Origin of the sequence: Stenotrophomonas sp. SMYL86, assembly GCF_036320025.1 — a bacterium.
GTDB lineage: Bacteria > Pseudomonadota > Gammaproteobacteria > Xanthomonadales > Xanthomonadaceae > Stenotrophomonas > Stenotrophomonas maltophilia_A.
In genome coordinates this window covers 1-18,332 of the sequence record NZ_JAWIRU010000026.1, presented here as the reverse complement: position 1 = coordinate 18,332, position 18,332 = coordinate 1, and the positions used below count along the sequence as shown (strand labels likewise).

Sequence of the window (18,332 nt, the reverse complement as noted above, 5' to 3'; positions counted from 1 at the left end):
AACCCGCCGGCATCAGCCCTCGTCGGTCTCGTACTCGACGAACACGTCCAGCTCCAGTGCCAGTTCCTGCACGGCATCGCGCACCTTCTGCGCGGTGCTTTCATTGCCGACTTCCACTTCCAGTTCGTGGATGCCCGGGCCGATGTCATCGGACAGCCCGGCCGAACTGGAATCGTCGTCGTCCATGTGCGGCATCAGGTCGTCGGTTTCCTCGACATGTTCGATGCCGTCCAGGCCGAGCAGCAGGTCGCTGATGGCACGGGCGTCGTCTTCGGTTCCGGTGATGCGCAGTCGCAGCATGGCCATGGCGTCGATACGGTGTGGGGTTGCCTGCAGCCTAGCCAGCGTGAAGCAAAGAACGGGTGAGGGCGCAGTCAGGCGCGTGTGGCCGGGCGCCCGAGCAGGCTTTCCGGCAACGCGGGAATCGGCGTGCGTTCGTCCTGCGCCTGCTCCAGCAACCAGTCAATGAACAGGCGCGCGGCGTGGCTCGGCGGTTGCCCTTCGGCGTGCACCACGTGATACGCATAGCGCGCTTTCAGTGCCGGGCCGGGCAGGCGTACCACTTCGTAGCGCTGCAGGTAGGGCTGCGCGATGTGGGTACGTGCCAGCACCGCGCCCATGCCGTACACCGCGGCACGCATCGCATCGGTACTGTCGGCGAAGGTATGCATCGGCGGCAGTGGCGAGGGTGGGCGCACGCCGGCATGGCGGAACCAGTCACGCCAGCCCTGCGGCGACAGATCGGTCAGCAGCGGCAGGTCGGCGATGCGCGCCGGTTCGACCAGCGTTTCAACCCCGGCCAGCGCCGGCGAGGCCACCGGGAACAGGTAGTCATCCATCAGGTGCTGTGCACGCAGGCCCGGCCATTGGCCCAGCCCGTAGCGGATGCCGACTTCCGGCCCGTTGTCGTCGTAGCGGTCCAGGCCGCTGCCGGTATGCAGCTCGATGCGGATGTGCGGATGGGCCTGGGTGAAACGCGGCAACCGCGGCAGCAGCCAGCAGTACGACAGTGAACGCAGCGTGGTGATCCGCAACGGCACGCTGTTCGCATCCGGGTGCAGATGGTGGGCGACGGCCGCGACATCGGAGAAGGCGGCGCTGGCGGCGTCGGCCAGCTGCCGGCCCTCGGCGGTCAGGCGCACGCCGCGGGCATGGCGCAGGAACAGCCGGGTCTCCAGCACCTCCTCCAGGCGGCGCACGTGATGGCTGACCGCGCTGGCGGTCAGGTGCAGCTCCTGCGCGGCCTGGGCGAAGTTCTGGTGGCGCGCTGCAACCGCGAACACGGCCAGTGCGGGGAGCAGGGAAGGGCGTAGCTGCATGTCCAGCCTCAAACCATATTTGTGGCTGGCAGCGATACTACGCGCTTGTGCGGCAGGCGTCTTCGCCCGATCCTGTCGGCCTTGGCGAGGAACAGACGATGGACGGAGGCAGGGCATGAATGCGGTCCCACAGGCGGCCGAGCGCGACTGGCGCACACCGCTGGAATTGACCCTGCTGGGCGCCATCTGGGGCTGCTCGTTCCTGTTCATGCGGGTAGCGGTGCCGTCGTTCGGCCCGTTCGCCCTGGTCGAGGTGCGGCTGGTGCTGGGCGCGCTGGTGCTGCTGCCGTTCCTGTGGCGCGCCCGCGCGCAGTTCCCGCCGCGTCGCTGGCTGTGGCTGGCGCCGATCGGCCTGATCAACTCGGCGCTGCCGTTCGTGCTGTTCGCCTATGCCGCCGAACAGGCGCCGGCCGCGATCGGTGCGATCTGCAATGCGATGACGGTGCTGTTCGCCGCGCTGATCGCGTTCCTGTTCTTCGGCGAGAAGATCGGCATGCGCCGTGCGGGCGCGCTGCTGGTCGGCTTCGCCGGCGTGGTGGTGCTGGCCACGGCCAAGGTCTCCGGCCTGAGCATCGGCACCGCGGTGCTGGCCGGTGCGGCGGCTTCGTTGCTGTACGGCCTGGGCGTGAACCTGGTGAAGCGGCACATGACCGGCCTGCCGTCGGCGGCCGCGGCGGCGGCAACGCTGTCGTGTGCCTCGCTGTGGATGCTGCCGATGGCGGTCAGCCATTGGCCGCAGGCGGCGATTTCGGCCAAGGCCTGGGGCGCAGCGATCGCGCTTGGCGTGGCCTGCACCGGGCTGGCGTTCCTGATGTTCTATCGTTTGATCGGCCGTATCGGCCCGTCGCGTGCGTCGACCGTGACCTATCTGATTCCGCTGTTCGGCGCTGCGTTCGCGTGGTTGTTCCTGGGTGAGCCGGTGACGCTGCAGATGCTGATTGCGGGTGCGTTGATTCTGGGTAGTGTGGCGGTGAGTCAGAAGGGCTGATGCGTTGGCGTCTTGCGCGTGGCGCGTGCTGAAGGTGCTTCATTGTTCATGGGCGTTACTTTTCTTTGTACGCAAAGAAAAGTAACCAAAAGAAACGTTCCGCCGGTCACGAGCCGATGCGCGTTGCGCATCGGTGCCCTGCGCTCCTCGGCCCGTCGAGGGACGGCGCGGGAACTCGCTGCGCTCAGACACCCGCGCCTCTTCGCCCTCGCCGGACCTGCGGTGCTCGGCTCGCTCAAGGCGGATCCAGATCAAAGGCCACAGCTGCACCCAGTAGATCCACGCCATGCGTGGATGCTTTTGCGGTTGATCTTGACCTTCCAGTCCGCCTTGAGCGAGCCGAGCATCGCAGGGGAATCAGGGGCGAAGAGGCGCCGATGTTTGAGCGCAGCGAGTTCGGCGCCGTCCCCTGATTCACCGAGAAGCGCAGGGGACCGGCGTGCGAAGCACGGCGGCTCGCGACCTGGCGGCGCGTTTCTTTTGGTTACTTTTCTTTTCGCGCGAAAAGAAAAGTAACGCCCATGAACGATGAAGCACCTTCAGCACGCGCCACGCGCAGAACCCGCGACGGCGTTACTTCACCGGCACCGGAATATTGCACAGGTCGATATGCCCCGCCGGGCGCTTGTAGAAATCATCCACGCGATTCCGCCGCGCTTCCACCGTATCGGCGAAGGTCTTCGAATCGGTGCGCAGCACCTGGATCGGCGTGCGCTCGGCTGCCGGCACGTCGCTGGCACGACGGATCGACACGATCGGCGTGCGCAGCTTCGGGTCGGTGTAGAAGCCCATCGGCGCCGGGCCGCGCGGGGTCGCGCTGAGCAGCTCCATGCCCTTCAGCACGCGGCCGACCAGGGTGATGTTGCGGTCCAGCTGGCGCGGCGACTGGCCGGTCACCACGTACAGTTCGGCACCGATGCTGCTGTCTTCCTCGTTGCTGCGGCCAGCGCCGAGCATGCCGTAGCAATGCGCCAGCCAGGCCTTGCCGGCCTGCGGGTCCTGGCCGACCGGGAAGCCGTCGACGAAACCGGTCTGCGCGGCCCAGCCATCGCGGTCCGGCAGCACGCTGACCTTCAGGCCGGCACTGGCACGTTCGAACTCGGCCGGCAGCTTGCGCGCGGCACTGCCGAACGGCTTTGCCTTGGCCGCGTCATCGGCGTCGGCATCGCCGAACTGCACCACGAAGTTGTCCTGCGAACGGTAGATGCTGGTGCCGTTCCAGAAGTGCTCGTGGGCGAAAATCTGGATGTTGGCCACATGGCGTGGGGCGAACTGCGGCGCCAGCTCGATGATCACCCGACCGGTCGGCAGGTCCATGTACAGCAGGTTGGCCGGGTCGGGCGTGCGCCAGTCGCTGGCCGCCGAAGCATCAAGAATCTGCTGCGGGCTGCGGTAGGGCGTGGCCGAACTGGCCAGGGCGGGCAGCAGGCAGGACAGGGCGAGGGCGGTCAGGGCAAGGCGACGACGGTGCGGCATGGGATCCCCGGAACATGAACGAGGCTTCGATTCTGCGCGAGCGGCCCGGCCACGCCAACCGGCAGAGTGACTAACGACACATTCGCTATACCGAACTTCGCACTACTGTGGACTTCAACGTAGTGGAGGGCCGGTCATGTCCGAGGACGATGTCCAGCTGAAGAAGTTCCAGAAGGAACTCAGCGCTGGAACGGTGTCGCTGGCCCTGCTGGCGGTGCTGGCCCGGGCTGGGGAGCCGCTGTACGGCTACCTGATCGCCAAGGAGCTGGAGCGGGTGGGCGAGGGCGTGCTGAGCGGCAAGCAGAGCGCGCTGTACCCGGTGCTGCGCAATCTGGAGGGCGCCGGCCTGCTGGAAAGCCATGTGGAGCCGTCCAGCAGCGGGCCGCCGCGGCGCTACTACCGCATCAATGAACGTGGCCGCGAGGTGCTGGCGCAATGGCGCCAAGCCTGGCAGGCCACACGCGATTCCGTCGATTCCGTGTTGGAGGGGGTACCGCAATGAACGACCCGAGCCTGGCAGGCCGAGCCCTGCCCACGACCATCCCGCAGTACCTGGCGCAGCTGCGCGCGTCATTGGAAGGCGCCGACCCGGCGATGGTGCAGGACGCGCTGTACGACGCCGAGGAATACCTGCGCTCGGAGCTGGCGGCGCAGCCCGGCCGCAGCGAGGCCGAGGTGATCGCCGACGTTGCCGGCAGCTACGGTGCGCCGGACGAGGTAGCCGAAATCTACCGCGAGACCGAAGTGACGGTGAATCGCGCGCTGCGTACACCGCGTGCGGATACCGCACCGGTGCTGCGTGCGGCGGCGGAAGCCAGTGGCGTCGAGCCGGCCGCACCCCCGCCGGTACCGGTGCCGCGTTCGCTGCTGGCGCGCTTCTTCGGCGTGGTGACGGATCCGCATACCTACGGTGCGCTGTTCTACATGCTGCTGTCGCTGGCCACCGGCATCTTCTTCTTCACCTGGGTGGTGACTGGCCTGTCGCTGTCGCTGGGCCTGCTGATCCTGATCATCGGCATCCCGCTGACCGTGCTGTTCTTCGGTTCGGTGCGCGGGCTGGCGCTGCTGGAAGGGCGGCTGGTGGAAGCGCTGCTGGGCGAGCGCATGCCACGTCGTCCGCGTTACACCGACCGCAGCCGCACCTGGCTGCAGCGCATCGGCGACATGTTCACCGATGGCCGCACCTGGCTGACGCTGCTGTACTTCGTGCTGATGCTGCCGCTGGGCGTCATCTACTTCACCATCGCGGTGACGCTGCTGTCGCTGTCGCTGAGCCTGATCTGGGCGCCGGTCGCGGCGATCTTCAGTGGCGACATCCCCGGCGTGTACATCAACGACGTGAACGTACTGCCGATGGCGGCCTCGCCGCTGGTGGCGATCGCGGTTGCCGCGGCGGGCGCGCTGCTGTTGCTGCTGACGATGCACCTGGCACGCGGCATCGGCAAGCTGCATGGGCTGATCGCCAAGAACCTGCTCGTGCGGCTGTAAGCGGGTGCGGACGCTCCGGTAGGTGCCAACCTTGGTTGGCACGATCCTTCAGATACCGGGATTCAGGGTAGAGCGCCAACCAAGGTTGGCATCTACCAGGGCATACCGACCAAGGTCGGCACCCACCCTGGGCGAGTTACCCCGCCTTTCGCCGTAACGGGGTGACGTTGCTCTTCTTCTTCGTGACCTTCGCCGCCGGTGCTTCGGCATGCGCGGCGAAGAAATCGCGCACCTTCGGGTACACCACTTCGCGCCAGCGACGGCCGCTGAAGATGCCGTAGTGGCCGGCACCTTCGACAATGAAATGCTCACGGCGGCCAGCGTCGATGCCGGTGCACAGCGCCTGCGCGGCTTCGGTCTGGCCGAGGCCGGCGATGTCGTCCAGCTCGCCTTCGATGCTCAGCAGCGCGGTGTCGCGGATCGCCGACGGATCGACCTTCTCGCCGTTGACCACCCACTCGCCACGCGGCAGCAGGAAGTCCTGGAACACCACGGAAATGGTATCCAGGTAGTACTTGGCCGGCATGTCCAGCACCGCGTTGTACTCGTCGTAGAAACGACGGTGCGCGTCGGCGTCTTCCAGGTCGCCCTTGACCAGGTCGGTGTAGAAGTCCCAGTGCGAGCTGAAGTGGCGGCTCGGGTTCATCGACAGGAAACCGGCGTGCTGCAGGAAGCCCGGGTACACGCGACGGCCGGCGCCGGGATAGCTGGCCGGCACGGTGTGGATGACGTTGTTCTCGAACCACGACAGCGGGTTCTGCGTGGCCAGGTTGTTCACTGCGGTCGGGCTGCAGCGTGCATCGATCGGGCCACCCATCATCACCAGCGTGCGCGGCGTCGGCTCGCCACGGCTGGCCATCAGCGAAACTGCCGCCAGCACCGGCACGGTCGGCTGGCACACGCTGACCACGTGCAGGCGCTCCACGCCGAGGTGGCGGATGAACTCCTGGATGTAGGCGATGTAGTCGTCCAGGCCGAACTCGCCTTCGCTGGCCGGCACCATGCGCGCGTCGACCCAGTCGGTCACATACACGCGGTGGTCGCGCAGCAGCGTGCGCACGGTGTCGCGCAGCAGCGTGGCGTGGTGGCCGGACAGCGGCGCCACCACCAGCACGAACGGCTGGTTGAGCATGGTGTGCAGCTGGTCGGCTTCATTGCTGTGGCGCTTGAAGCGCAGCAGCTTGCAGAACGGCTTGCTCACTTCCTCGTGCACGACGATCGGCACGCGCTCGCCCTCGACGTCGATTTCGTTGATGCCCCACTCGGGCTTCTCGTAATCCTTGCCGATGCGATGGAAGAGTTCATTGACCGCCGCCAGGCGATCAGCACCGGGCATCTGCGACCACCAGTGGCCCTGGTTGGCGAAGAACCTGGCGTTGGCCTGGGCCTGGTGCACCCAGGGGGCGAGCAGGTTGCGGGTCAGTTCGTGCAGTTGATAGAGCATGACGACCGAATATGTATGGTCATATGTTGCCGCGCAGCATATCCCATCCGGGTGTCCCGCAGGTTAAGTTGGCTGAAAATAATGAATCCGGATTCACATCCGTTCCAGCGCGGCCGCATCGCCTGCCAGGGCGGGACCGAGCCAGCAATGCGACCCTACCGGCTGCAGGCCGTGCCGGGCCAGCGTCCGCCGGTACCAGCGCGCCGGGCGGGCCTGGAAACCCTCGTGGTCGCCCTCGAACGCGTCCTCGGCGGCGAAGGTCTCCAGGAAGGCCACGCCGCCGGTCAGCTCCGCCACGCCGGCCAGTCCGGCACGCAGCTCACGGTCGGGCACATAGTGCATCACGTCCGAGCAGATCAGCAGGTCGACCGGGGCGCAGGGCCGCAGCCAGGCGAAATCACCGAAGCGGGCCAGGTGCAGGTTGCGGGTGCGGCCGTAGCGGCGCACAGCGTACTCGCTGCTGTCGAAGCCGAGGTATTCGACCTTCGGACGCAGCTTCAGCAGCGGCGCGCGCCAGGCGCCTTCGCCGCATCCGATGTCCAGCACGCTGCGGATCGGTCGCTCCAGGTAGTACTCGGCGCTGGCCACAGCCAATGCCACCTTGCGTGCCAGGCGGGCGCTGCCACCGATGTCGGCACGTCGGTACCAGCGTTGGAAGTAGGCGGCGTCGTAGGTCTTGTCCATGGGGCGGTGCACGATCGGGGAAAACGGCGCTTATCGTACGGCGTTGCGGCGTGCCATGCGTCGATGTGTCGCGGCGTGCGTGCCTGCGGCGGCCTTGCCACGGCATGCGAGAATGGCCGCCAACCTACGCCAGCCGCCGGAGCGAGCGCATGCAGAGCTATTACTGGGTCAAGACCTTCCACATCGTGTTCGTGGTGGCGTGGATGGCCACGGTGTTCTACCTGCCGCGCATCCTGGTGAATCTGGCCGAGACCGCAGGCCAGCCGGCGGTGACCGAGCGCCTGCAGCTGATGGGCCTGCGCCTGTACCGTTTCGGCCACTCGATGTTCGGGTTGGCATTCCTGCTGGGTCTGGTGCTGTGGCTGGGCTACAAGGTCATTCCGGATTTCCCGACGATGGTTGCCTCGGGCGGCGCCGGTTGGCTGCATGCCAAGCTGGGGCTGGTGGTGCTGCTGCTGGTGTACTTCAGCTGGATCGGGCGCCTGCTCAAGGGCGTCGCCAAGGGCAGGGCGCTGCCGTCGTCGCGCGCGCTGCGCTGGATCAACGAGATCCCGTTGCTGGCCTTCATTCCGATCGTGTGGCTGGTGCTGGCCAAGCCGTTCTGACGCGGGGTCATCTGCACCCGGTAGATCCACGCCATGCGTGAATGCCGCCAGGGCGCAAACGAAAGAGCCGGGCGATTGCCCGGCTCTTTCGTTTCTGCAATCACCTGCGTGTTGCCGGCCAGCGGCCGGCACTACCGGGCTTAGGCAGCTTCGTACGTGCCGTAGCTGCGCAGGCGGGCGTAGCGCTGTTCCAGCAGCTGCTCGGTGGACAGCTTGTCCAGCGCGTCCAGTTCGTTCAGCAGCACCGCCTTCAGGCGCTTGGCCATCTGCGTCGGGTTGCGGTGGGCGCCACCGGTCGGCTCGCGCACGACCTTGTCGACCAGGCCCAGGCTCTTCAGGCGCGGGGCGGTCAGGCCCAGCTGTTCGGCGGCATCCTTGGCCTTGCCGGCATCCTTCCACAGGATCGAGGCGCAGCCTTCCGGGGTGATGGTCGAGTACACCGAGTACTCCAGCATCACGGTGCGGTCGCCCACGCCCAGCGCCAGCGCGCCGCCGGAGCCACCTTCACCGATCACGGTGCAGATGATCGGCACCTTCAGTTCGGCCATCTCGATCAGGTTGCGTGCGATCGCTTCGGACTGGCCACGCGATTCGGCATCGATGCCCGGCCAGGCGCCGGCGGTGTCGATCAGGGTCAGCACCGGCAGGCCGAAGCGCTCGGCCATCTTCATCAGGCGCAGGGCCTTGCGGTAGCCCTCCGGCTTGGGCATGCCGAAGTTGCGCTTGATCTTTTCCTTGGTGTCGCGGCCCTTCTGGTGGCCGATCACCATCACCGAACGGCCGTTGATGCGGGCCAGGCCGCCCATGATCGCCTTGTCGTCGGCGAAGGCACGGTCGCCGGCCAGCTCCTGGAACTCATCGAACATGACGCGGAGGTAGTCGGCGGTGTACGGGCGCGACGGGTGACGGGCCAGCTGCAGTACCTGCCACGAGGTCAGGTTGCGGAAGATCTGCGCGGTGCGCAGGCGCAGCTTGTCCTGCAGCGCGTGCACTTCCGCCTCGACATTGACCGCCGGCCCGGCACTGGCGTTGCGCAGTTCCTGGATCTTGGCTTCCAGGTCGGCGATGGGTTGCTCGAAGTCGAGGTAGTTCGGATTCATCGGAAGCCGTCGTGTAAAGAAGAGGGGAATTCTAGCCGAATGCGTGCAAACCACCCGTACGCCTTCGTCTGGAAGGCGACGGTAGCGCAGCCGGGCAGGGGGCGCCAGTCAGCTCAGGGCACTACCAGGGCGCTGCGGCCCATCAGCTGGCTGCGCTGGGAAACGAAGTCGTTGTAGGCCTCGTTGGCCTCCCGGCCCAGCCCGCTGCCCAGGGGGGCGGTGGCCGAGGTGAAGGCCATCTGCGCGGCGAAGTCCTGCTTGCGCAGGGCCTTCTGTTCATCGGCGGTGGTGGCCTTCAGCCAGCGCGCATAGACCTCACGCAGCGGCACGGCATGCGCCTCGAAGGCCGGCACCAGCGCCGGAAGGGTGGCCGGGGCCGGTTCCAGGCTGAACGCCGGGGCCACGTAGCCGGCCGGCTGCTCGCGCTTGAACGCACCGGGCTCGCCCATGCCTTCTTCCACGTAAGCGATGAAGTCCGGCGCAGTGAACACCTTGGCCACGATCTGGCCACCGCTGGCGTCGACGTGGGCCACCACCTTTTCCTTCGGGAAGGGCTCGTGCACGCCGTAGGTCCAGGTCTTGTCGATGAACAGTTCGTGGCTCTTTTCGAACGGGCCTTCGAAGTCGACGCCGCCCAGCTCGATGCCGGCCTTGCCGGTGCCGAAGTTCTTCAGCTTGCTCTCGTCGGTGACATAGATCTCGCGGGCGACCACGTACTCGCTCAGGGTCGGGTTGATCAGGCCACCACGACCGTCGACGTAGACGATGAAGCGCACGTCACCGAGCTTGTCGGTATGCAGGCGATGCTCGCCGACAGCGAGCGAGACCGGGCGCGAGCCCTGTGCGGCCACCGGCAGGTCCTTGCCATCGATGCTCAGTGCCAGCGGCGTGTCGGTCGGGTTGTCGATCTGGAACTCGACCTTCGAGGGCGAACAGGCGGCCAGGGCCAGCGCGGCGGCGAACGGGAACAGCAGGGTCTTCATCGGCAATCGTCCTTGATACATGGAACGGGAAAGCAGGGGTATCAGCAAAACCAGGGAGCCAGCTTCAGCTGGCCCACGGCGGGCTGTAGCGCACCTTCAGGGTGCGCACGGCGGGGTCGGCGCGCAGCGCCTCCATCAGCTTGGAATCGATGCGTACCGCGCTCTGCCCGGACACATCGAGCATGCCGGCGACACCGCCCTGCGGACCCTTCAGCAGCAGGTCCAGGCGCAGCGGCGTGCGGCCGGGGCGATGGCGGTCGAGCAGGGCGTCGATGCGCTCCCAGACCGGGCGCTGCTGGCGCAGGTCAAGGCGCAGCGAGAGCCGGGTGGCGTAGTTGGCGCAGACTTCGTCGAAGTCCCAGCACTGGCGGATGCGCAGCGCGAAGCCACCGTTGAATTCGTCCTCGCGCAGGCCACCCTTGACCACCAGGATGCGGTCCTTGGTCATCAGGTGGCCGAACTCGGCCATCGCGTCGGAGAACGCGCTGCACTCGACGCGGCCACGGCCGTCCTCGAGCTGGATGAAGATCTGGCTCTCACCCTTGCGGCGCACGCCGACCACCTGGCCGGCCAGCACGGTCTGTACTTCCGGGCGCCAGCGCTTTTCGCCGCCGCCACCGCCACCGCTGTTGGCGCTCCAGATCTTCTCCACCGAGCCCAGGTCGTTGCCGACCAGATCGCGTACATCGTCGCGCCATGGATCGAACGGGTGGCCACTGAGATAGAAGCCCAGCGTGTCGCGCTCGCCGTTGAGGCGCTGCAGCAGCGGCCATTCCTCGGCTTCGGGCAGGTCCAGCTGGATCGTGGTCGCGCTCGGGTCGGGGCCGCCGAACAGCGAGTTCTGCCCGGACGCACGTTCGCGCGCCATCTGGTCGGTGGCCTTGATCACTTCCGGCAGCTGCAGCATCAGCGAGGCGCGGTTATGCCCGAGCTCATCCAGTGCGCCGCAGTTGATCATCGCTTCCAGCGTGCGCCGGTTGAGCTTGGCCGATCCGACGCGGGTGCAGAAGTCGAGCAGGTCCTTGTAGTCGCCACCCTTCAGGCGCTCGTCCACGACGGCCTCGCAGGCACCCTGGCCGACGCCCTTGATCGCGCCAAGCCCGTACTGGATGGTGTCCGGGGTCACGGCTTCGAACATGAAGGCGGAGTGGTTCACCTTCGGCGGCAGCACGGTCAGGCCGAGGTTGCGCACCTCGTCGAGGAAGCCGACCACCTTCTCGGTGTTGTCCAGGTCCGAGGACAGCGTGGCCGCCATGAACTCGGCCGGGTAATGGCGCTTCAGCCATGCGGTCTGGTAGCTGACCAGCGCGTAGGCAGCGGCGTGCGACTTGTTGAAGCCGTAGCCGGCGAACTTCTCCATCAGGTCGAAGATCGCGTCGGCCTTGGCCTCGTCCACGCCGTCCTTGGCCGCGCCTTCGCGGAAGATCTCGCGGTGCTTGGCCATTTCGGCCGGCACCTTCTTGCCCATCGCGCGGCGCAGCAGGTCGGCGCCGCCCAGCGAGTAGCCGCCGACGATCTGCGCCATCTGCATCACCTGCTCCTGGTACACCATGATGCCGTAGGTGTCCTTCAGGATCGCTTCGGTGCGCGGATCGGGATAGATGATTTCTTCCTGGCCGTGCTTACGCGCGTTGAAGGAGGGAATCAGGTCCATCGGGCCGGGGCGGTACAGCGACACCAGCGCGATCAGGTCTTCGAAACGGTCGGGGCGCGCGTCCTTCAGCAGGCGGCGCATGCCCGAGGATTCGAACTGGAACACCGCGCCGGTGTTGCCGTTGGCGAAGATGTCCTTGTAGGTGGGCGTGTCGTCCAGCGGGATCGCGGCGATGTCCACCGGCGGGATGCCGGCGCGCTCATGGCGCTTGTTGATCGCCTTCACCGCCCAGTCGATGATGGTCAGCGTGCGCAGGCCCAGGAAGTCGAACTTCACCAGGCCGACTTCTTCCACGTCGTTCTTGTCGAACTGGGTGACCGGGTTCTTGCCGAGGCCGTTCTCGTCGTGTTCGGCGTACAGCGGGCAGAACTCGCTCAGCGGCTCGGGCCCGATCACCACGCCACCGGCGTGCTTGCCGGCGTTGCGGGTCAGGTCTTCCAGCTGCAGCGCCAGATCGATCAGGTCGCGGACATCGTCCTCGGTCTCGTAGCGCTGGATCAGTTCGGCCGACGCCATTTCCGAGCTCGGGCCTTCCTTGCCCTTGCCCAGCGCATCCTTCAGGTGGATGCCGAGGATGTTCGGGATCAGCTTGGAGACGCCGTCGACCAGGCCGTACGGGAAACCGAGCACGCGGCCGGAGTCGCGCACCACCGCCTTGGCGGCCATGGTTCCGTAGGTGATGATCTGGCTGACGCGCTCGCGCCCGTACTTGCGCGCAACGTAGTCGATCACCTCGTCGCGGCGGTCCATGCAGAAGTCGATGTCGAAGTCGGGCATCGACACGCGTTCGGGATTGAGGAATCGCTCGAACAGCAGGTTGTACGGCAGCGGGTCCAGATCGGTGATCTTCAGCGCCCACGCCACCAGCGAACCGGCACCCGAACCACGGCCCGGGCCGATCGGAATGCCCTGGTTCTTGCCCCACTGGATGAAGTCGGCCACGATCAGGAAGTAGCCCGGGAAGCCCATCTTGATGATGGTGTTGAGCTCGAACTCCAGGCGCTCGAAATACTCTTCGCGGGTCTTGCCCGGCGCCAGTGGATTCTTCTCCAGGCGCTCTTCCAGGCCATCGCGCGACATCTTCTGGATCCAGGTGTCCAGGGTCTCGTCGTCCGGCACCGGGTAGTTGGGCAGGAAGTAGGTGCCCAGCCGCATCTCGATGTTGCAGCGCTCGGCCAGCGCCAGCGTGTTGTCGATCGCATCGGGGATGTCGGCGAACAGCGCGCACATCTCCTCGGCAGACTTCAGGTACTGCTGGTCGCTGTATTCGCGCGGGCGCTTGGGGTCGTCCAGCACGCGGCCGGTGGAAATGCACACGCGCGCTTCGTGCGCGCTGAAATCCGTCGGCGACAGGAAGCGTACGTCGTTGCTGGCCACCACCGGCAGGCCACGCTGGCCGGCGGCCATCAGCGCGAACTGGTTGAAGGTTTCTTCGCCCTCGCGGCCGGTGCGGGTCAGCTCCAGGTGCAGGCCGTCGCCGAACACGCGTTGCCAGTCGGCCAGCTGCTGCTCGGCCAGTTCATGTTTGCCGTCCAACGCCAGGCGCCCGGCCAGGCTCTGCCGGCCAGCGAGTGCGAACAGGTTGGCGTTGCCGGCCTTCAGCCAGTCCGGGTGGATTGCCACGCCGCCTTCCGGGCGATGGCCTTCCATCCAGGCGCGGGTCAGCAGGCGCGACAGGCTCAGGTAGCCCTCACGGTCGCGGCACAGCAGGGTCATCCGCCACGGGTCCTGGCCTTCCTCGGCGATCAGCACGTCGGCGCCGGCGATCGGCTTGATGCCCACGCCTTCGGCGGCCTTGTAGAACTTGACCAGCGCGAACAGGTTGTTGAGGTCGGTCACCGCCAGCGCGGGCAGGCCGAGCTCGACCGAGCGCGACAGCAGGTTGGCCTGCTTGGCCTTCTTCGGGTCCGCCTGGTCGGGCTTGGCCGGCACGCGGATGGTCGAGTCCGCCAGCGAGAACTCGGTGTGGACGTGGAGATGTACGAAGCGGGAGTTGGACATGCCGGACCAGGTTGGAGCGCGCGGGCCCCGGGTGCTGACGGAAGATCGTCGCCGGGGTCGGGATGCGCTGGAGTGCCCGGTCAGGGTAGCGAGGGCAGGGGGAAGCGACAAGGACTTGACGGTGCGCCGATTGCGCGAATGTCGCCGGGCATGGCCCGGCGCCAGCGGAGGCGTTCACATTGCCGTGAAAGCGCCGGACGATACCCGGCAGCCGTTGTTCAAGCGATGGCTGTGATCGCGGGGGCTGGCGCTGTTTCCAGGCACTCGCGCACCGGGGCGAAGCTGCGCCGGTGCTCCACGCAGGGGCCGTGCTCGCGCAGGGCGGCCAGGTGGGCCGGGGTGCCGTAGCCCTTGTGCTGCTCGAAGCCGTACTGCGGGTGGCGGGCATGCACCTCCTGCATGTAGCGGTCGCGCGAGACCTTGGCCAGGATCGAGGCGGCCATGATCGCGCGGTCGATGCCATCGCCGCCGACCAGCGCCTGCGCCGGCAGTACCAGCCCCTTGGGCACCACGTTGCCATCGATGCGCGCGAAGCCGGCCACGTGGGCGACCGCTGCGACCACGTCGCGCATGCCCTGCAGGGTGGCCTGGTAGATGTTCAGACGGTCGATGGTGTCCACGTCCACCAGCACCACATGCCAGGCCAGGGCGCGCTCGATGATGCGGTCATGCAGCTGCTCGCGGCGCGCCGCGGTCAGCTGCTTGGAATCGTCCAGGCCGTTGATGCGCGGCCGTGCCGGGTCGAACACCACGGCCGCCACCGCGACCGGCCCGGCCAGCGGGCCACGACCGGCTTCGTCGACGCCGGCGACCAGGCGCTCCGGCTCGACCACCGCCGCGCCATCGAACAGGGTCAGGCTGGCCGCTGCGGCATGGCGGCGGCTCATGCCTGGGCCTGGTCGCGCATCAGCAGCTCGCCGACGGCGTCGGCGGCACGTGCCGACGCATTGCGGCGCAGGCGCTCATGCAGGCGGGCATAGGTGTCCTGCAGGTCGGTCACCCGCTGCGGGTGGTCGAACCATTGCTGGATGGCCGCAGCCAGCTTGTCCGGCGTGCAGTCATGCTGCATCAGCTCCGGTGCCAGGTCCTGGCCGGCCAGGATGTTGGGCAGGGCGAAGCGGTCGACCTTGATCAGGCCGAATGCCTTGACCAGACGGTAGGTCAGCTCGTTGACACGGTAGCCGACCACCATAGGACGCTTCACCAGCATCGCCTCCAGGGTCGCGGTACCGGACGCCAGCACCACCACGTCGGCCGCGATCATGGCGTTGCGCGCCTGGCCGTCGAGCACATGCGAGTACGCGACCGGCAGCGCCGAGCGCGACAGCTGCTCTTCGATCAGCCGCTTGCATGCGGGGTTGGCGGCAGGCACCACCACGTGCAGGCCGGGGATGCGCTCGGAGACCTGCCAGGCGGCTTCGAAGAAGGGTTCACCGAGGCGCGAGATTTCGCCCAGGCGGCTGCCTGGCAACACCGCCAGCACCTTGGCCGACGTCGGCAGGCCAAGCGCGGCGCGCGCTTCCTCGCGGTTGCCCTGCAGGGGGATGTCATCGGCCATCGGATGGCCAACGAAACGCGCGTCGATGCCGTGCTTGGCATAGATGGGCGGTTCCATCGGGAACAGGCACAGCACCAGGTCGGCGCTGCTGCCGATCTTCTCGGCGCGCTTCTCGCGCCAGGCCCAGACCGAGGGGCTCACGTAATGCACGGTGCGCACGCCGCGCTGCTTCAGCCAGCGTTCGATGCCCAGGTTGAAGTCGGGCGCGTCGATGCCGATGAACACGTCCGGCTGCCATTCCAGCGCACGCTGGCGGAAGGCGGAACGAAGCTTGAGCAGGCGTGGCAGGTGGCGCAGTACTTCGGTCAGGCCCATCACCGCCAGCTCGCTGGCATCGTGCCAGGTCAGGCAGCCGGCGCTGCGCATGGCATCGCCACCGATGCCGGCGAATTCGGCATTTGGAAAGCGTGCCTTCAGTTCGCGCACCAGTCCCGCACCCAGCAGATCACCGGAGGCCTCACCGGCCACCAGCGCGATCCGCAACGGGCGCTCGCTGAGCACCCGCTGCGCGGGGACGCTGCCGGCCATCGAGGCCAGCGGAATCACGGCGGCGCCGGCCGGCGCCTGGCCGGTCGTGCTGCTCATCGCAGCAAGGGCCTCTCGGCGTGCTCGATGAAGTCCAGCATGGCCTTCACGTCATCGCTGTCGCGCGCCTGTTCGGTCAGCTGCACCTTGGCTTCGGCCAGTGGCAGGCCCGCCACGTACAGCGTGCGGTAGGCACGCTTGATGGCGGAAATGCGCTCGGCGTCGAAGCCGCGGCGCTTCAGCCCTTCGCTGTTGATGCCGCGCGGGCGGCCCAACGAATCGGTGCCGACCATGGTGAACGGCGGAACATCGCCATTGGTCAGCGCGCCCATGCCGAGGAAGGCATGCGCACCGATGCGGCAGAACTGGTGGGCCCCGGCGAAGCCGCTGATGATCACGTAGTCACCCACGGTCACGTGGCCGGCCAGGGTGGTGTTGTTGGAGAACACGCAGAAGTTGCCGACATGGCAGTCATGCGCCACGTGCGTGTAGGCCAGCATCCAGTTGTCGTCGCCGATGGTGGTGATGCCGCCGCCGCCGCCGGTGCCACGGTTCAGCGTGACGAACTCGCGGAACACATTGCGGTCGCCGATCACCAGCTCGGTGCGCTCCCCTGCATACTTCTTGTCCTGCGGTTCGCCACCGACGGCTGCGTGGCCGATGAAGCGGTTGTCGCGGCCGATCTTCGTCGGGCCGTGGATGCTGCAGTGGGGGCCGATCACCGTGCCGGCACCGATTTCCACATCGGCACCGATCAGGGTGAACGCGCCCACCTGGACGTCATCGGCCAGGCGCGCGGCCGGATCGATGACGGCGGTCGGGTGGATCCGCGGTGCGTTGTCAGTCATTCCTGCCTCCAGTGGATCAGCCCTTGGCGCCGGCGCACATGACTTCGGCCGAGGCAACGACTTCACCGTTGACCTTGGCTTCGCCGTAGTACCAGCCCATGTTGCGGATCAGGCGCTTCATCTGCACATCCAGCATCAGCACGTCGCCGGGAACGACCTGCTTGTTGAAGCGGGCGTTTTCCACCTTGACCATGTAGAACAGCTTGGACTGCGAGTCACGGCCGAGCGTGAGCTGGGTCATCACGCCACCGGCCTGCGCCAGCGCTTCGATGATCAGTACGCCGGGCATGATCGGGCGGCCCGGGAAGTGGCCCTGGAAGAACGGCTCGTTGATGCTGACGTTCTTCTGCGCAAGGATGCGCTTGGCGTCGATGTCGAGCTCAAGCACCCGGTCCACCAGCAGGAACGGGTAGCGGTGCGGGAGCAGTTCCTGGATCTGGCAGACGTCGATCGGAAGCTGCAGCGTGTCGTTCATTCTTTCTCCTTGCCAGCAGCCAGGACGCGGCGAGCCAATGCGTCCAGCTGCTTGAAGCGCGCGGCGTTCTTGCGCCACGTGCGGTTGTCGGTCAACGGGGTGCCGGACGAGTACTCGCCCGGCTCATGGATGGAATTGCGGACCACCGACTTGCCGGTGATCACGACCTTGTCGCAGATCTCGAGGTGGCCGACCACGCCAACGTGGCCGCCGAGCAGGCAGTAGCGGCCGATCTTGGCGCTGCCGGCGATGCCGGTGCAGCCGGCGATGGCCGAGTGCGCACCGATCTGCACGTTGTGCGCGATCTGCACCAGGTTGTCCAGGCGCACGTCTTCGTCCAGCACGGTGTCTTCCAGCGCACCGCGGTCGACGCAGGTGTTGGCGCCGATCTCGCAGTCATCGCCGATGCGCACGCCGCCGAGCTGCGGCACCTTGATCCACTTGCCGGCGTCCATGGCCAGGCCGAAGCCATCGGCGCCGAGCACGGCACCGGGATGCACACGAACCCGCTTGCCGAGCTTGACCCGGGTGACCAGGGTGACCCGCGCGATCAGTTCGCAGCCGTTGTCCAGGCTGCAGTCTTCGCCGATCACGCTGCCGGTGCCGATGATGCAGTTTTCGCCGACCACGCTGCGTGCGCCGACGGAGACGAACGGGCCGATATGCGCGCTGGCGGCGACCTGCGCGCTGGGATCGATGACGGCGCTGGGGTGGATGCCCGGCGGGCGCGTCGGCGCGATGTCGAACAGCGCGGCGATCTTGGCGAAGGTGGTGTACGGGTCCTTGGCCACAAGCGCGGCGCCGGGGGCGGCCTCGGCGTCGTCGGCACGCAGGACTACCAGCGAGGCCTGGCTGTCGGCCAGCTGGGCGCGGTAGCGCGGGTTGGCGAGGAAGGTCAGCTGGCCAGGACCGGCATGGGCGAGGGTGGCCACGCCATGGATGGCGGTGGCGGGGTCGCCATGGACCTGCAGGCCGAACTGCTCGGCGAGTTGCTGGGCGGTGTAGGTGGGAGTATTCACGGCGGGAGTTTAACGTGTGACGGCATTGCGGTCATGCGGGGGCAGGGCTTGGCGCCTGCCTGGTACGGGCGGGAGGCGGCGGGTGGCCCTGGCCAGGACACGCAAAAGCCCCTCCATGGTGCTCGATGGCGCCATCCAGGGCGCCAACGGTCCTGTCCAGGGCCA

The 18,332-nt window shown here is 67.2% G+C and carries 17 protein-coding genes and 1 pseudogene; 4 read left to right on the top strand and 14 right to left on the bottom strand.

From position 1 onward, the window contains the following. Nucleotides 1-12: 12 nt before the first annotated feature. Nucleotides 13-306, bottom strand: a complete 294-nt coding sequence (locus V3B64_RS20115; RefSeq protein WP_005415831.1) for a hypothetical protein — start codon at nt 304-306, stop codon at nt 13-15. A 68-nt stretch (nt 307-374) separates the two neighbouring features. After that, on the bottom strand, nt 375-1,319 hold the full coding sequence (locus V3B64_RS20110; protein WP_329914803.1) for a LysR substrate-binding domain-containing protein: 945 nt from the start codon (nt 1,317-1,319) through the stop codon (nt 375-377). A 115-nt stretch (nt 1,320-1,434) separates the two neighbouring features. On the opposite strand from V3B64_RS20110, the gene V3B64_RS20105 reads away from it, so the two are divergent. Continuing rightward, a complete protein-coding gene (locus V3B64_RS20105) occupies nt 1,435-2,307 on the top strand; it encodes a DMT family transporter (RefSeq protein ID WP_329914802.1) in 873 nt (290 codons plus the stop codon). Nucleotides 2,308-2,346: 39 nt separating this feature from the next. On the opposite strand, the gene V3B64_RS20100 is transcribed toward V3B64_RS20105, so the two are convergent. Both V3B64_RS20100 and V3B64_RS20095 read right to left on the bottom strand, forming a co-directional pair. Beyond that, on the bottom strand, nt 2,347-2,595 hold the full coding sequence (locus V3B64_RS20100) for a hypothetical protein (protein WP_285302382.1): 249 nt from the start codon (nt 2,593-2,595) through the stop codon (nt 2,347-2,349). 285 nt (nt 2,596-2,880) lie between these two features. After that, nucleotides 2,881-3,783, bottom strand: coding sequence for a peptidylprolyl isomerase (locus V3B64_RS20095; RefSeq protein ID WP_329914801.1), 903 nt, complete (start codon nt 3,781-3,783; stop codon nt 2,881-2,883). 136 nt (nt 3,784-3,919) lie between these two features. On the opposite strand from V3B64_RS20095, the gene V3B64_RS20090 reads away from it, so the two are divergent. Further along, nucleotides 3,920-4,285, top strand: coding sequence for a PadR family transcriptional regulator (locus tag V3B64_RS20090; RefSeq protein ID WP_032128337.1), 366 nt, complete (start codon nt 3,920-3,922; stop codon nt 4,283-4,285). Continuing rightward, nucleotides 4,282-5,271: a sensor domain-containing protein gene (locus tag V3B64_RS20085; protein ID WP_121503851.1), complete on the top strand. Its 990-nt coding sequence runs from the start codon at nt 4,282-4,284 to the stop codon at nt 5,269-5,271. Before V3B64_RS20090 ends, V3B64_RS20085 begins: the two co-directional genes overlap by 4 nt. A 136-nt stretch (nt 5,272-5,407) precedes the next feature. Here the strand turns inward: V3B64_RS20085 and phaZ are convergent, their stop codons facing one another. Together phaZ and V3B64_RS20075 are read right to left on the bottom strand one after the other, a co-directional pair. After that, a complete protein-coding gene (gene phaZ / locus V3B64_RS20080) occupies nt 5,408-6,715 on the bottom strand; it encodes a polyhydroxyalkanoate depolymerase (protein ID WP_121503850.1) in 1,308 nt (435 codons plus the stop codon). Between the two features lie 93 nt (nt 6,716-6,808). Further along, on the bottom strand, nt 6,809-7,399 hold the full coding sequence (locus V3B64_RS20075) for a class I SAM-dependent methyltransferase (RefSeq protein WP_032128334.1): 591 nt from the start codon (nt 7,397-7,399) through the stop codon (nt 6,809-6,811). A gap of 149 nt (nt 7,400-7,548) precedes the next feature. On the opposite strand from V3B64_RS20075, the gene V3B64_RS20070 reads away from it, so the two are divergent. Continuing rightward, complete coding sequence (locus tag V3B64_RS20070) at nt 7,549-8,004, top strand: CopD family protein (RefSeq protein WP_032128333.1); 456 nt, start codon at nt 7,549-7,551, stop codon at nt 8,002-8,004. A gap of 140 nt (nt 8,005-8,144) precedes the next feature. Here the strand turns inward: V3B64_RS20070 and V3B64_RS20065 are convergent, their stop codons facing one another. The 8 genes and pseudogenes from V3B64_RS20065 to lpxD all read right to left on the bottom strand — a co-directional run bounded on the left by V3B64_RS20065 (nt 8,145) and on the right by lpxD (nt 18,167). Further along, the gene (locus V3B64_RS20065) at nt 8,145-9,104 is read right to left on the bottom strand and encodes an acetyl-CoA carboxylase carboxyltransferase subunit alpha (protein WP_121503849.1); all 960 of its coding nucleotides are present in this window, start codon (nt 9,102-9,104) and stop codon (nt 8,145-8,147) included. Between the two features lie 113 nt (nt 9,105-9,217). Beyond that, the gene (locus tag V3B64_RS20060; protein WP_329914798.1) at nt 9,218-10,087 is read right to left on the bottom strand and encodes a hypothetical protein; all 870 of its coding nucleotides are present in this window, start codon (nt 10,085-10,087) and stop codon (nt 9,218-9,220) included. Between the two features lie 64 nt (nt 10,088-10,151). Continuing rightward, on the bottom strand, nt 10,152-13,742 hold the full coding sequence (gene dnaE / locus V3B64_RS20055; protein WP_125893833.1) for a DNA polymerase III subunit alpha: 3,591 nt from the start codon (nt 13,740-13,742) through the stop codon (nt 10,152-10,154). Nucleotides 13,743-13,960: 218 nt separating this feature from the next. Beyond that, nucleotides 13,961-14,629, bottom strand: a complete 669-nt coding sequence (locus tag V3B64_RS20050) for a ribonuclease HII (protein ID WP_049461544.1) — start codon at nt 14,627-14,629, stop codon at nt 13,961-13,963. Further along, a pseudogene (gene lpxB / locus V3B64_RS20045) lies at nt 14,626-15,789 on the bottom strand (lipid-A-disaccharide synthase); the annotation flags it as partial. The pseudogene lpxB and the gene V3B64_RS20050, both read right to left, overlap by 4 nt. Nucleotides 15,790-15,881: 92 nt before the next feature. Next, nucleotides 15,882-16,673, bottom strand: a complete 792-nt coding sequence (gene lpxA, locus V3B64_RS20040; protein WP_032128327.1) for an acyl-ACP--UDP-N-acetylglucosamine O-acyltransferase — start codon at nt 16,671-16,673, stop codon at nt 15,882-15,884. Nucleotides 16,674-16,689: 16 nt separating this feature from the next. Beyond that, nucleotides 16,690-17,148 carry a 3-hydroxyacyl-ACP dehydratase FabZ gene (gene fabZ, locus V3B64_RS20035; protein ID WP_032128326.1) on the bottom strand — a complete coding sequence of 153 codons (459 nt, stop codon included), beginning with the start codon at nt 17,146-17,148 and terminating at the stop codon, nt 16,690-16,692. After that, nucleotides 17,145-18,167, bottom strand: a complete 1,023-nt coding sequence (gene lpxD / locus V3B64_RS20030; RefSeq protein WP_010486339.1) for a UDP-3-O-(3-hydroxymyristoyl)glucosamine N-acyltransferase — start codon at nt 18,165-18,167, stop codon at nt 17,145-17,147. Before lpxD ends, fabZ begins: the two co-directional genes overlap by 4 nt. Nucleotides 18,168-18,332: the final 165 nt, after the last annotated feature.

Bases quoted from the DNA above. Each gene is read 5' to 3' on its own strand.
- V3B64_RS20050 (WP_049461544.1), bottom strand. From the start codon at position 14,629: ATGAGCCGCCGCCATGCCGCAGCGGCCAGCCTGACCCTGTTCGATGGC.
- fabZ (WP_032128326.1), bottom strand. From the start codon at position 17,148: ATGAACGACACGCTGCAGCTTCCGATCGACGTCTGCCAGATCCAGGAA.
- V3B64_RS20065 (WP_121503849.1), bottom strand. From the start codon at position 9,104: ATGAATCCGAACTACCTCGACTTCGAGCAACCCATCGCCGACCTGGAA.
- V3B64_RS20075 (WP_032128334.1), bottom strand. From the start codon at position 7,399: ATGGACAAGACCTACGACGCCGCCTACTTCCAACGCTGGTACCGACGT.
- V3B64_RS20100 (WP_285302382.1), bottom strand. From the start codon at position 2,595: ATGGCGTGGATCTACTGGGTGCAGCTGTGGCCTTTGATCTGGATCCGC.
- V3B64_RS20105 (WP_329914802.1), top strand. From the start codon at position 1,435: ATGAATGCGGTCCCACAGGCGGCCGAGCGCGACTGGCGCACACCGCTG.
- V3B64_RS20095 (WP_329914801.1), bottom strand. From the start codon at position 3,783: ATGCCGCACCGTCGTCGCCTTGCCCTGACCGCCCTCGCCCTGTCCTGC.
- dnaE (WP_125893833.1), bottom strand. From the start codon at position 13,742: ATGTCCAACTCCCGCTTCGTACATCTCCACGTCCACACCGAGTTCTCG.
- V3B64_RS20070 (WP_032128333.1), top strand. From the start codon at position 7,549: ATGCAGAGCTATTACTGGGTCAAGACCTTCCACATCGTGTTCGTGGTG.
- phaZ (WP_121503850.1), bottom strand. From the start codon at position 6,715: ATGCTCTATCAACTGCACGAACTGACCCGCAACCTGCTCGCCCCCTGG.
- V3B64_RS20110 (WP_329914803.1), bottom strand. From the start codon at position 1,319: ATGCAGCTACGCCCTTCCCTGCTCCCCGCACTGGCCGTGTTCGCGGTT.
- lpxA (WP_032128327.1), bottom strand. From the start codon at position 16,673: ATGACTGACAACGCACCGCGGATCCACCCGACCGCCGTCATCGATCCG.
- V3B64_RS20060 (WP_329914798.1), bottom strand. From the start codon at position 10,087: ATGAAGACCCTGCTGTTCCCGTTCGCCGCCGCGCTGGCCCTGGCCGCC.
- V3B64_RS20085 (WP_121503851.1), top strand. From the start codon at position 4,282: ATGAACGACCCGAGCCTGGCAGGCCGAGCCCTGCCCACGACCATCCCG.
- V3B64_RS20090 (WP_032128337.1), top strand. From the start codon at position 3,920: ATGTCCGAGGACGATGTCCAGCTGAAGAAGTTCCAGAAGGAACTCAGC.
- V3B64_RS20115 (WP_005415831.1), bottom strand. From the start codon at position 306: ATGGCCATGCTGCGACTGCGCATCACCGGAACCGAAGACGACGCCCGT.